Annotated in this window: 12 protein-coding genes; 8 read left to right on the top strand and 4 right to left on the bottom strand. The window is 66.5% G+C overall.

Going from position 1 to position 12,203, the window contains the following annotated elements:
• Positions 1-22 precede the first annotated feature (22 nt).
• Positions 23-1,651, bottom strand: coding sequence for an L-glutamate gamma-semialdehyde dehydrogenase (pruA, locus tag JWS14_RS24645; RefSeq protein WP_206014605.1), 1,629 nt, complete (start codon positions 1,649-1,651; stop codon positions 23-25).
• A 117-nt stretch (positions 1,652-1,768) separates the two neighbouring features.
• Positions 1,769-2,497 carry a FadR/GntR family transcriptional regulator gene (locus JWS14_RS24640; protein ID WP_095863083.1) on the bottom strand — a complete coding sequence of 243 codons (729 nt, stop codon included), beginning with the start codon at positions 2,495-2,497 and terminating at the stop codon, positions 1,769-1,771.
• A gap of 232 nt (positions 2,498-2,729) precedes the next feature.
• On the opposite strand from JWS14_RS24640, the gene JWS14_RS24635 reads away from it, so the two are divergent.
• The 8 genes from JWS14_RS24635 (at position 2,730) to JWS14_RS24600 (ending at position 10,256) form a co-directional block, all read left to right on the top strand.
• Positions 2,730-4,184 carry a class I adenylate-forming enzyme family protein gene (locus JWS14_RS24635; protein ID WP_206014604.1) on the top strand — a complete coding sequence of 485 codons (1,455 nt, stop codon included), beginning with the start codon at positions 2,730-2,732 and terminating at the stop codon, positions 4,182-4,184.
• Positions 4,185-4,222: 38 nt separating this feature from the next.
• Complete coding sequence (locus JWS14_RS24630) at positions 4,223-5,290, top strand: isocitrate/isopropylmalate family dehydrogenase (RefSeq protein WP_206014603.1); 1,068 nt, start codon at positions 4,223-4,225, stop codon at positions 5,288-5,290.
• A gap of 102 nt (positions 5,291-5,392) precedes the next feature.
• Positions 5,393-6,529 carry an acyl-CoA dehydrogenase family protein gene (locus JWS14_RS24625; RefSeq protein ID WP_206014602.1) on the top strand — a complete coding sequence of 379 codons (1,137 nt, stop codon included), beginning with the start codon at positions 5,393-5,395 and terminating at the stop codon, positions 6,527-6,529.
• Between the two features lie 29 nt (positions 6,530-6,558).
• Positions 6,559-7,434, top strand: coding sequence for an amidohydrolase family protein (locus JWS14_RS24620; RefSeq protein WP_206014601.1), 876 nt, complete (start codon positions 6,559-6,561; stop codon positions 7,432-7,434).
• A gap of 28 nt (positions 7,435-7,462) precedes the next feature.
• The gene (locus JWS14_RS24615) at positions 7,463-7,909 is read left to right on the top strand and encodes a VOC family protein (RefSeq protein ID WP_206014600.1); all 447 of its coding nucleotides are present in this window, start codon (positions 7,463-7,465) and stop codon (positions 7,907-7,909) included.
• A gap of 113 nt (positions 7,910-8,022) precedes the next feature.
• Positions 8,023-8,826 carry an NAD(P)H-dependent oxidoreductase gene (locus tag JWS14_RS24610; protein ID WP_206014599.1) on the top strand — a complete coding sequence of 268 codons (804 nt, stop codon included), beginning with the start codon at positions 8,023-8,025 and terminating at the stop codon, positions 8,824-8,826.
• A 7-nt stretch (positions 8,827-8,833) separates the two neighbouring features.
• A complete protein-coding gene (locus JWS14_RS24605) occupies positions 8,834-9,280 on the top strand; it encodes a VOC family protein (RefSeq protein WP_206014598.1) in 447 nt (148 codons plus the stop codon).
• A complete protein-coding gene (locus JWS14_RS24600) occupies positions 9,267-10,256 on the top strand; it encodes a DMT family transporter (RefSeq protein ID WP_206014597.1) in 990 nt (329 codons plus the stop codon). The genes JWS14_RS24605 and JWS14_RS24600 overlap by 14 nt, the downstream gene beginning before the upstream one ends.
• 33 nt (positions 10,257-10,289) lie before the next feature.
• On the opposite strand, the gene proC is transcribed toward JWS14_RS24600, so the two are convergent.
• Both proC and JWS14_RS24590 read right to left on the bottom strand, forming a co-directional pair.
• Positions 10,290-11,150, bottom strand: a complete 861-nt coding sequence (gene proC, locus JWS14_RS24595) for a pyrroline-5-carboxylate reductase (RefSeq protein ID WP_072939310.1) — start codon at positions 11,148-11,150, stop codon at positions 10,290-10,292.
• A 68-nt stretch (positions 11,151-11,218) separates the two neighbouring features.
• Entirely contained in the window at positions 11,219-12,097 is an 879-nt protein-coding gene (locus JWS14_RS24590) for an NAD(P)-dependent oxidoreductase (RefSeq protein ID WP_072939313.1), read from the bottom strand.
• Positions 12,098-12,203: the final 106 nt, after the last annotated feature.

Genomic DNA, 12,203 nt, shown 5'->3' with positions numbered 1-12,203 from the left:
GTTTCCTGTCGTGGATCGGACGTTACTTCTCGAGGTGGGGGTAGCGGTAGTCCGTCACCCTCAGGTGGTTTTCCTTCGTGGTCCGCGGGCTGGCGAAACGAATCAGGTTCCACACCGTGCCGGCCTTGTCGTTGGTGCCCGACGCGCGCGCACCGCCGAACGGCTGCTGGCCGACGACGGAGCCGGTGGGCTTGTCGTTGACGTAGAAGTTGCCGGCCGTGTACCGCAGGGCGGCGTCGGCCTCTTCGACCGCGCGACGATCCTCGGCGAACACGGCGCCGGTGAGGCCGTACGGCGTCGAGGTGTCGACCAGACGCAGTACGTCGTTCCAGTCGGAGTCCTCGTACACATAGGTGGTCAGAACCGGGGCGAAGATCTCCTCCGTGATCAGCGGTGAGTGCGGATCGGTGACCTCGAGAATTGTCGGGTCGACGAACCAGCCGATGCTGTCGTCGGTGTTGCCGCCGACGACCACGGCCTTCTCGGCACGAGCCCGCGCGAGGATCTCGGTGTGCTTGGCGTGCTGGCGGCTGTTGATGACGGCGCCGACGTAGACCTCGGGGTCGGTGGGGTCGCCGACCTTGATCTGTTCGGTCAGCGCGACGAGCCGATCCTTCAGGCGCGGCCACAGACTGCGCGGCACGTAGAGCCGGGAGGCAGCCGAGCACTTCTGGCCCTGGAACTCGTAGGCGCCGCGGATACAGGCGACAGCCAACGCCTCGAGATCGGCGCTCGGGTGGGCCAGGATGAAGTCCTTACCACCGGTCTCGCCGACGACACGCGGGTAGTTGCGGTACGTTCCGACGTTCTTGCCGACCTCCTGCCACATGTGCTGGAAGGTCCCGGTGGAACCGGTGAAGTGGACGGCGGCGAGGTGTTCGTTGCCGAGGGCGGTGGGGCCCACGTCGCTGCCGGTGCCGTAGACGACATTGATGACACCGTCCGGCAGACCGGCTTCACGCAGCAACTGCAGAGACAGGTGGGCGACGAGCGAGGCGCTCTCGGCCGGCTTCCACACCACGGTGTTGCCCAGCACTGCGGGCCCGAACGCAAGGTTGTTCATGCACGTGAAGTTGAACGGGGTGACCGCGAAGACGAAGCCCTCCAGCGGCCGGTACTCGATTCGGTTCCACGCACCTGCCTGCGAGCCGGGCTGCGTCTCGTACATGTCGAGCATGTTCTTGACATTCGCGCGGATGAAATCGACTGTCTCGCAGGCGGCGTCGATGTCGGACTGGTAGGTGGTCTTGGACAGTTCGAGCATCGTCGCGGCGTTGAGCTTGGCCCGCCACGGGCCGTGCTCGAGCATGTCGGCTGCCTTGAGGAAGGGGGCGACCCGCTCCTCCCAGGGCAGGGTGCCCCACCACCGGGCCGCATCGAGCGAGGCGTCGATCGCGGCCTGGGTCTCGGACGGGCCGGCCAGGTCGAGCTCACCGAGCTTCTGCGAGTGGTTGTGCGGCGCCTGGATGGCCATGGTGCGGCCGGTGCGGACCTCCTTGCCGGCGATGTTGCTCGCGACCTGGAAGTCGGTGTTGCGGATCTCGTCGAGCGCGGCGGCGATCTCCGCGCGCTCGGTCGAGCCGGTAGCGAAGGCGTAGGGATCGGTGGGGCCGATGGGAAAGAGGCCGGTACGGCCGGCGGAAATATTCATCAATCGTCTCCAGAGGGGGTGGTCGATGGTCTGACCAACGGTCCCATAGTGGTACGAGTGAGTCAATGCACAGCAGTTAACGGTTTGTTACGGCGGCCACTAAGTTTGTTAACGGCGTTACGAACGCCAGCGCCGCAGATGCCCTGCCATCGCCGCGCGGGCACCGTCACCGTCACGCGCAATGACCTTGGTGAGCAGCTCGATCACTTCGTCCCGCAGCAGCTCCGGGCTCGACGCGCTCGGCTCGACCTGAGCGAAGCTACGGGCGAGTGCGTCGTGGATGCCCGCCGAGATCGCCACGCGGACGGCATTGTGGGAAAGTCTCGGCAGCAGTTCGTGGACGGTCAGATCCAGGGCGCGCACCCGGTCCCAGTCGGTCGAGCCGGAGGAGCCCAGTTCGCGCACCTCGTCGAGGATCGTCTGCAGGCCCGCCATCTCGTCGTCCGTGGCCCGCCGGGCCGCCAGCTCAGCGTTTTCCTGCTCGAAGTCGATGCGGTAGTCGGTGAGGTCCTCCTCGGACACGGACTCGAACGCGAGGAGCATCGCCAACGCCGAGCCCATCAGGCCCGGGTCCGGGGGGTTGAAGAATGCGCCACCGCTGCCACCGAGACGTATGGTGATCAGCCCATGCGCCTCGAGTGTGCGCAGAGACTCACGGACCGTGGTCCGGCTGACCTGCAGCAACCGGGCCAACTCCCGTTCGCTCGGAAGCTTCTCCCCCGGGGCCACCCCGCCGGTCAGCAGAATCTCGCGAAGCTTGGCGACCACGTCGTCCACTGACGTCGTGCGGACCGCGGGTGAGAGCAGCGACTCGAAGTCGGCGCCGAAGGGAGAGGCTGTGGACATGGCGTATGTGTATCACAGCGGCGCCCGAGGTCATCAGCCCCAACGGGGCATGTCGACCGACACGAGACATAAGTTTCGCTTACCGCTGACGCTAGCTGAGGGCCGTTCTCTTATCTGAATCCGTCGGCGACCATCGACTGTGCAACCAGCTCCAGGGAGCGACCTTCCACCGCCCGCGGCCAGCCCGTTCGCGGTGTGACGACGCCCTGCCCTCCAGCCCGGAAGAGACGACATGAGCACCACGAACCTCGCCCAACTCCTTCTGCAACGGTCATCGGATCGACCCGATCTCCGGGTGGGCACCGTCGACGACCAGATCCTCCTGTCCGACGCGGTCCGCATCGCCGCCGCAGGTGCGCAGGAACTGCAGGAACTGGGCATTCGGCGTGATCAGCGATTGGCCATCGTCGCGAACAACTCCACCGAGTACATGCTGGTGTGGATGGCGTGTCTGCTCTCGGGCACCCCGGTGGCCCTGGTGAACCCCACGTATCCGCCGGAACTGCTCGCGCAGATGCTCGAGCGCCTGGATCCGGCCGCCGTGTTCACCGACCTCGACACTCTCCCCGCGACGTTGCGCACCTTCCCACTGTCGACGGCTCGGGAGTGGGCACCGGTCGACCCGCAGTCCAGCCCCGGCCTCGACGCTGCACCGTCGGACCTCGCCTCCTTCATGCACACCTCCGGAACCACCGGGCTGCCGAAGTTCTGCGCCCAGACCCACGAGTACTTCCTGAGGTTGGGTTCGGCGATGGCCGAAGCCCTCGACCTGCAGGCAGGCGACCGGATGCTCGCTCCGCTGCCACTGTTCCACATCAATCCGATGGGATACGGCATCATCGGCGCCCTGTGCGCGGGCGCCGACGCCCTGACAGTCCGGAAGTTCTCGGCCAGCGGCTTCTGGCCGGCTGTCCGCGAGCACGGGGTGACTGCGCTGGCGCTGCACGCACCGCCCGTGGAAATCCTCAAGCGCGCCACGACGACCGCCGACTCCGGTGAACACAGCGTCCGCACCATGTTCTACGCCGACCGGGAATTCATGTCCCGCTTCGGCATTCCCGTCGCCGTATCGGGATACGGCTCCACCGAGGCAGCCGGAGTGAGCCACCTGCACCGCTGGTCACTCACCGATGAATCCGAGATCCCCTCCAACGCCAGTCGATTCGGCGGACAGACCCGAGCCGACGTCGAGGACCGTCTCGACGACGACGGTCAGATCTACGTACGCGAGAGCGCGCCGAACACCCTGTTCGCCGGGTACTTCCGGGACGGCGCCGTCGACCCGAGCCGCGACGAGGACGGCTGGTTCGCCACCGGCGACCTCGGCCGACGCGACGACCAGGGTGGCCTGGTGTTCCTCGAGCGGGCGGCCGAAAGCATCCGTGTCAAGGGCGAGTTCGTGCCCATCCCGTACGTCGAGGAACGACTCGGCACGATCGACGCTCTCACCGACCTCGCGTTGTGGAAGAAGCCCGGTGAGCTGGTCGACGACGACGTCGTCCTCTACGTGGTCGCCGACAGCGTGCCGCTCGAGTCCATCCGCGACGCCGTCGCCGATTTGCCGGTGTTCATGCGTCCCGCGCACATTGCGCGTGTGGCGACGATTCCCCGCGACGCCGCCGCCGGCAAGGTTCAGCGTCGGCTTCTGCACGAGCAGCAGGTCCTGTCCTGGACCGCGATGTCCTGACGGCCCACGATCCTCCCCTCCGCGAAAGGACGCACCCCATGACTGTCATCGCAGTTCTGCCCGGCGACGGGATCGGCAGTGAGATCCTCGACGGGCCGCTCGAGTTTCTCCGCCGGCTCGCCGCCGCCGGTGCTCCGCTCACGCTGACCGGGCCGTTGCCCTACGGCACCGCCGGTTGGCAGGCGACCGGTTCGATCCTCCCCGAGGAGACCATCGAGGCGTGCCGCAGTGCCGATGTCGTGCTCAGCGGGGCGGTCGGAACGCATCCCGGGGGCGCCGCCGAGGAGTGCCCCAATCCGGAGGCGGCGCTGATTTCCCTCCGCAACCTGTTCGACCTGCGGGTCAGTGTCCGCACGGTGTGGGTTCCACAGCTGAGCGAGGATGTCACCATCGTCCGCAACATCACCGGCGGCGCGTACGCCGATCCCAGCCAGCGCGAGGAGAGCGACGGTGTCAGCGCCGCGGTCGACCAGCTCCGACTCCTGCCCGCTCGTGTGGGCGAAGTATTGGAGATGGCGGCCGGGTTCACCGGAGATGCTCCCGGGCGCCGGTACATCAGTGTCGACAAGGCCAGCGTCTTCGCGACCTCGCGGCTGTGGCGTGCCACTGCCATGCAGGTCGCCGACCGGACCGGGGTGGCGTTCGATCACGTCAACGTCGATCGCGCAGCCTACGAATTGGTCAGTTATCCGCAGCTGCCCGCTGTGATCGCCACGGAGAGCATTTTCGGCGACATTCTCTCCGATATCGTCTGCGCCCGGGCCGGCTCCCCCGCCCTGTGCGGATCCGCCACCATCAACCCCGACCGGAACTTCGGGTCGGGCATCACCGCACTGTTCGAACCGGCACACGGATCCTCACCACACCGGACCGGCACCCGCCGTTCCAACCCGACGGGCGCCTGGCTCGCTCTGGCAGCACTGCTCGACTGGTGCCCCGACCTGCGGCCCCTGGGCCAGGCAACCAGGATCCGTTCCGCGCTCGAGGTGGTTCACCGGTCGGGTGTGCGCACCTACGACCTCGCCACACCCGAGCAGGAACTCGTCGACATGGACGGCTACAACGCCCGGATTCTCGACGAACTACAAGCCCTCCAGCCTGCCTGAGGGTTCGGGGCGCGGGGCCGCCCCGATGCACCGTCCCGGCCACCCATCCGACATCAACCCTGACTCATCACCGATACCGAGATCACGAGCAAAGGCCGAACCATGAGTTTCTGGAGATACCTGGTCGACGAGAAGATCGCCGCCCCCGCACGCCAATTCAGCGACGACGTGGTCAAACCCGTCGCCGACGAGATCGACCACCAGGATGTGTATCCGGTGGACCTGGTCGAGCAGACCGCGAAGCTGGGCTGGAACGCGATGACCCTGCCGACCCGGTACGGCGGCCAGGGCGAGTCGATGGAGAACGCCCTCGGGGTCTTCGAGGAACTCGGAGCCGGGTCGGCGAGCCTGGGAGTCTCGCTGATCACGATCCTGCAGAGCAGCAAGATCATCGAACTCTACGGCCGCGACAGCCTCAAGGAACGGGTCCTGCCGCGGTATGCGCACGGCCTGCGCGCCTCCTACGCGCTGACCGAGCGCGGGCACGGCAGCGACATCCGCACCCTCGACACCAAAGCCCGCGGCAACGAACGCGACGGGTGGGTGCTGACCGGGGAGAAGGCGTTCATTACCTCCGGGTCGCGGGCCGAGTTCTTCGTCGTGCTGGCCGAGACCCCGGTCGGGGTCTCCACGTTCGCGGTCGATCGCGACGCCCCCGGTGTCAGTACCCGGCAGACCCGGGAAGCGCAGACCTTCGGGCTGCGCAACGGCCCGCACGTCAACCTCGTGCTCGACGACGTCGAGATCCCCGGGGACGCCCTGATCGGTGTGGAAGGCAATGGGCTGCGGCAGGCCCTGGTCACCTTGTCGAACAGCCGCACCCTCGCGGCGGGCATTTCACTGGGCATCGCCCGCGCTGCGTTCGACGACGCGTTCGCGTACGTGCGCACCCGGCCCGCGTTCGACGGCAACGTGATCGACTTCCAGGGCATCCAATGGTATTTCGCTCAGGCCGCCGCGGAGATCGATGCCGCTCGACTCGTCACCTACCAGGCCGCCCGCGACCTCGACTCCGGCGGGGACTACCAGCGGTCCTCGTCCGCGGCGAAATTGCTTGCCGCCGAACTGGCCACGAAGGTCGCGAGTATGGCCGTGCAGGTCTGCGGGGCGACCGGTACCCAGGAAACCTCACCGTTCGGACGCTACTTCCGCGACGCCAAGGCCTACGAGGTGGCCGGAGGATCGTCCGAGGTCCTGAAGAACACCATCGCCAAGACCCTGATCAAGTCGGCCCGCTGACCGAACGCCGAGAGCGAGGATAGACACCCATGGATTTCGGATCGGACAAAGTCGACCAGGTGTGCCCGGCGCCAGACCCAGCCCCGCACGCGCCGCGACGGTTCGCCCTGCCCGCAGGCGCGGTGGATACCCACGCGCACGTCGTGGGGCACTCCTTCGTCCCCGAGCGCAGCTACACCCCGCCACCGGCATCCGCCGGGCAGTACCTGTCGATGCTCGACGCCGTGGGAACTACCTACGGGGTGCTGGTGCAGATCAGCGTGCACGGCACAGACAACACGGTCATGCTCGAAGCCGTCGAGGGGGCCCGTAACCGGCTGCGTGCGGTCGCCGTGGTCGCGCCCGACGTCGACGATCGCATGCTCGCCCATTTGCAGGACTCGGGTGTCGTGGGGTTGCGACTCAACACCCTGTCGGGCGGCGGCATCGGCCTCGACCAGCTCGCCCGGTACGACGCCATTTGCGCGGAGATGGGATGGCATCTGCAGTTCCTCACCAACACAAGGCATCTCGCCGCCGCGGCTGCGGATCTGCGCACGCTGACCGTGCCCTACGTGGTCGATCACATGGGCGACTTCGATGTCGCCGCCGGTGTCGACGCACCCGAATGGACACAGTTTCTGAAACTGATGGCAGACGGCGCGTGGACCAAGCTGTCCGGGGCGTTCCGGATGGCGCGAACGGCGGACTATTCCGACACGATTCCGTTCGCGCAGAGCCTGATCGAGGCCGCACCCGACCGCTGCGTGTGGGGTTCGGACTGGCCGCACGTCGGGTTCTGGGGACAGATGCCCAACGTCGGCACCCTTCTGGATCTGCTCCCTGACTGGGCACCGGACCCCGCGACCCGCGAGGCGATCCTCACCACCAACGCCCACCGGCTGTACGGATTCACCCACCCCTGAGCACCGCTCACCTGAAAGGGACGCCATCATGACTCCACCGTTCGACGCGGTGCACCACGTCTGCATCGTCGTGCCCGACATCGACGCTGCGATCGCGTTCTACGAGAAGGTCGGCATCGGCGGATGGCAGGATTTCCCGCCGCTCAGCGCATTCACCGACCTCGACGTGCCGGACCTGGATGCCTTCCTGGACCTGACCTACAAGTACACCGACGCCCCGGGACTCCAGCTGCAACTGTGCGAACCCGGACCCGGCAACTCCCCGCAGCGACAATTCCTCGACCGCACCGGCGGCGGAGTCTTCCACATCGGCTTCGTCGTCGACGACGTCGACGCAGGAGCCCAGGCCGCTCGCGCCGTCGGACTCGAACCGTGGATGTACGGGCGCCGCCCCGACTCGACCGGATTCACCTACCTGCAGACACCGCCGTCGGCCGGAGCGACCCTCGAGATCCGGCAGAGTCCGAACTCCTGACGAACCGGCCCGGCCGCCCCAAGCGCCGGGCCGGTTCGCTTGACCTCACCACGACCAGCATGAGACCGTTGGTCAGACCATCGACCACCCTTTCCTATCGAGAGAGACAACCGATGAACATTCTCGTGGTCTTCGCGCACCCCGAGCGCCGCTCGTTCTGCGGTGCCCTCAAGGACACCGCGGTCCGGACCCTGACCGACCTCGGACACGAGGTGACCGTTTCCGACCTCTACGCCATGAAGTGGATCGCCGAACTGGACAGCCAGGACTTCACCGGTGAGCGAGTCGACGCCGACTACCTGGATCTTTCCCGCGAACAGGAGCATGCCTTCGCCACGCGGACGCAGGCGTTCGACATCGAGCAGGAACAGCGCAAGGTGGCCGAGGCCGATCTGATCCTCTTCCACTTCCCGGTGTGGTGGTTCTCGATGCCGGCCATTCTGAAGGGGTGGGTGGACCGGGTGTTCGCCCGAGGCTTCGCCTACTCGGCCGGCCGCAAGTACGGCAAGGGTCACTTTTTCGGAAAGATGGCGATGATCTGCCTGACAACCGGGACCGATTCGACGCTGTACGAGCCGAACGGCATCGACGGCGACCTGCTCCATGTGTTGTGGCCCATCCACAACGGAATCCTCGCCTATACCGGCTTCACCGTACTGCCGCCGTTCGCGGCCTGGATGCCCGGCCGGGTCAGCGCCGACGAGCGGCAAGGCTACCTGGACGGATATGCGCGACACCTGACGGCCATCGAGGAGGCCGAACCGTTGTTCTTCCACCCCTGGGACGACTACGACGAAACCCAACGTCTCAAGCCCGGCATCAAGGCCCGCTCCGGCATCCAGTGGAACCCACGCGCCGGCCAGACATTCGAGCAGGCCGCACACGAGTACGACCAGCGTGTGGCGACAGAAAGGTAATCGCCCCATGACCAGCGAATTCCAGAACCTGCATCACGTCTGCGTCGTCGTGGCAGACATGGACCGGGCCGTGGCCTGTTACGAGTCCCTCGGGATCGGCCCCTGGCACCCGTTTCCGTCGCTCGAGGCGTTCCGCCCCGACCTGCAGGCCCCCGATGTCGACGACTTCATGAAGCTCGAGTACCGGTACGCCGAACTCGGAAATGTACAACTGCAGCTGTGCTGCCCGCCCGAGGGCAACACGCTGCAACGCCGGTTCCTCGACGAACACGGCGAAGGGGTGTTCCACCTCGGATTCTCCGTCCCCGACGTCGACGCGGCCGAAGCCCGAGTCACCGCCGCCGGCCCGTCCCCGAAGTTGCGGGGCCGGTTGCCCACCGGCGCCGGCTTCACCTACTTCGATACCGACACCGCAGGCGCGGGAGTCACCCTGCAAGTCCGTGCTGCTCGCTAACCGCCGAGACCAAACCCGGCATCTCCCTCCCACCCTCCAACTCGGCCTCGGCGCGGCAGCTCTCGCCGGCTCGGGGATCTTCATCGCCCTCGCTTCCGTGTCGACCGCCACGACGATTCTGGTCCGATACCTCATCGCGGTCCCGATTCTCGCGGCTCTCGCCTGGCACGACTACCGCAAGCACGGCCCGCTGCCTCGACGGGTGCTGACCGTGCAAGTGGTCGCCGGGGTTCTGTTGGGTGTAGACATGGCGATGTGGGCGCAATCGGTCGCCCTCGTCGGAGCCGGCGTCTCCAGCGTCCTGGTCAACATCCAGGTGGTCGTCGCTCCCCTGCTGGGGCTGTGCATCACGGGCAAACGGCCGTCGAAGGCCTACATCGTCGCGGTCCCGTTCCTGCTGTCCGGAGTGGCCCTCACCACTGGTATCGCGCAGCCCACGGCCGACCTCCACACGATCGCGTACGGATCCGTGCTGGCCCTGGTCGCTGGGATCTGTTACGGAGCCTACGTCTTCGCGATCGGTGCCTGGTGCCCACCGAATCGCGCTTCCTCGCAAGTATTTTGCTCGTCCGTCGTCGCGTGGGCGACCGGCACGGTGCTCGCCCTCATCTGGGATCCGGTCGACCTGTCCCCCGGGTGGGCCGCAGTGGGCTGGCTCGCCGCACTCGCGATCGTCGGGCAGGTCGCCGGCTGGATCCTTGTCGGCGTGTCTCTGCCGCGCCTCACCCCTGGGGCGGGAGCCAGCCTCCTGATGCTCCAACCGGTTCTCGCCGTCGTCTTGGGCGTCGTGGTCCTCGGCGAGCGCCTCTCCCCCACCCAGGTCGTCGGTGTCGTCGTGGTCACCCTCGCGATTCGGGTGGTTGCGATGCCGCCGCGGAGGGTGAAACGTCCGGTCGGCGGGGAGGAGCCCGAAGTGATCCCCCACGGCGACTCGGCCCGCAGCGTGCCGGATCCCGAGGTCCGCACGCGCTCGTAGCGGCGGTGCCGCCCCGGGCAGGCGGCACCCCGCTCAGTGCTGGTCAGCGGACGCCGGAGCCAGGGGTGGGCGCACGATGCCGGACAGTTCCAGCGATCGGTCACGTGCCGCGGTCAATGCTCCTCGGAACGTTTGCCGAATGTCGGATTGTTCGAAGACCTCCAACGCCGCTGCCGTTGTCCCCGCCGGCGATGTCACAGCCGCCCGCAGTTGGACCGGGTCGGCGTCACCGAGCATCGCCGACGAGCCGGCCAAGGTTCCGGTCACCAACCTGTCCGCCGTTGCCCGGTCCAGTCCCAGCTTCATCGCCGCGTCGATCATCATCTCCGCCACGAGGAACACGTACGCAGGGCCAGAACCGGAAACTGCAGTGACGGCGTCGAGTTGATCCTCGGGGACACGCAGTACCTCACCGACAGACTCCAACACGGACTCGACCAGCCGCAGATCGCGCTCGGTTGCCGCGCCGCCACGCGCGATCGCAGTGACCGCCGCGCCCACCGTCATCGGGGTATTCGGCATCGCGCGTACCACCGGCACCACAGAGGGAAGAAATTGCTCGATTCTCTTGGTGGCCACCCCTGCCACCACCGACAGCACGACCGGACGGCGAGTCGATCCGTGCAGCGCCACTCCGAGGTCGGGCAACACGTCCTCGATCTGCTGCGGCTTCACCGCCACCACCAGAACGTCACACTCCTTGGGAAGATTTCGCATATCGGCAACTCGTACCCCGTGCCGATGCGCGACCTCGAATGTCCGTTCCATAGTGCGACCGATGACGGTGATCGATTCAGCGGACGTCCCCGCTCGACACAGTCCTGCTACGAGTGCCTCGCCGATCCGGCCGACACCAATGACGGTTACTCTCACGCACGAAGTTTCCCACGACATACTCTGTCGCACTATGCGTCTCGGGTACCGCCCGCAGAGAAGTCCGCTTAACGGACTGGTTGAGCGTGTCAGACAGTCTCGGATGCCCGAGCCGAGTTCAACAGCCATGCGATGGTCGAAGCCACATCACCTGCGGCGAGCTGTCCAGGGCCCTTGTCCTTCAATGCCGCTGAGGTCAGAGCGAAGCGCGCCTCGGTGCCGGCCAGAACCACCGACGGGCAACCCATCTCCGCAAGTTGGGCGCGGGCCCGCTCCACCTCGTGCATCCGACGCTCGGCGTGCTGAACATGGCTGGTGATCAGCATCTCCAAGAAGGGAACGAACCCAATGGTGTCGACATCGGTCAATACGTCGTAGAGATTGCTGCGGAGGCCCTGCTGCTCGGCGGCCATGAAACACTCGACGACAAGTGATTCGAGACCCTTGGTCAGGATCGTACGCAGAAGCTTGATTGCGGCGGCGTCACCCGCCCGGCCGCCGGCCATCGTCTGCACCGGCGCCCCGAACTCTGCGAACTCGGCGAGTACTTCTCCGGCCTTCTGGCCCGCAGCCAGCAACGCGGTGCGCGATCCGGTCAGCGTCACCGACCCCATGATCACGGCATCGACATACTCGATGCCGTGCGCTGCAAGGGTCGCCGAGCACTCGCGCTTGTCGTCCGGCGACGCAGTCGTCAAATCGACTACCACGGCGTGACGGGGCAGATTTCCGATCAGAGATGTAGTAATCGTCTTCACCAGGTCTCCGGACACACAGATCCATACCCGGTCCACGTCGCCGACGGCCTCGTCCGGCGAGAGATGGAGCGCCGCCCGAGTCTGATCGGCGACTGCGGTAGTCGCAGCCGACGGACGAGGGTCCACGAGCACGAGTTCGTAGCCGGCGGCCGCACCGGCCAGGGCATACGCACGCCCAACTTCCCCACACCCGATAATTGCAACCTTCACGACGCGTCCTACTTTCCTTAGACTTGAGTTGCTTCGAGGATGGCACGATCAGTGGCCGATTCGGCAGACGATTTATCTTTCGCCGGCGCATGACAATGCTTATCGG

The sequence above is a fragment of the Rhodococcus koreensis genome (genome assembly GCF_017068375.1).
GTDB lineage: Bacteria > Actinomycetota > Actinomycetes > Mycobacteriales > Mycobacteriaceae > Rhodococcus_F > Rhodococcus_F koreensis.
This window is presented reverse-complemented; position numbering and strand designations above follow the sequence as displayed.

Coding starts and splice junctions, on each gene's coding strand:
- JWS14_RS24605 (WP_206014598.1), top strand. CDS start 8,834: ATGACCAGCGAATTCCAGAACCTGCATCACGTCTGCGTCGTCGTGGCA.
- JWS14_RS24620 (WP_206014601.1), top strand. CDS start 6,559: ATGGATTTCGGATCGGACAAAGTCGACCAGGTGTGCCCGGCGCCAGAC.
- JWS14_RS24630 (WP_206014603.1), top strand. CDS start 4,223: ATGACTGTCATCGCAGTTCTGCCCGGCGACGGGATCGGCAGTGAGATC.
- JWS14_RS24625 (WP_206014602.1), top strand. CDS start 5,393: ATGAGTTTCTGGAGATACCTGGTCGACGAGAAGATCGCCGCCCCCGCA.
- JWS14_RS24610 (WP_206014599.1), top strand. CDS start 8,023: ATGAACATTCTCGTGGTCTTCGCGCACCCCGAGCGCCGCTCGTTCTGC.
- JWS14_RS24615 (WP_206014600.1), top strand. CDS start 7,463: ATGACTCCACCGTTCGACGCGGTGCACCACGTCTGCATCGTCGTGCCC.
- JWS14_RS24635 (WP_206014604.1), top strand. CDS start 2,730: ATGAGCACCACGAACCTCGCCCAACTCCTTCTGCAACGGTCATCGGAT.
- pruA (WP_206014605.1), bottom strand. CDS start 1,651: ATGAATATTTCCGCCGGCCGTACCGGCCTCTTTCCCATCGGCCCCACC.
- JWS14_RS24640 (WP_095863083.1), bottom strand. CDS start 2,497: ATGTCCACAGCCTCTCCCTTCGGCGCCGACTTCGAGTCGCTGCTCTCA.
- proC (WP_072939310.1), bottom strand. CDS start 11,150: ATGTCGTGGGAAACTTCGTGCGTGAGAGTAACCGTCATTGGTGTCGGC.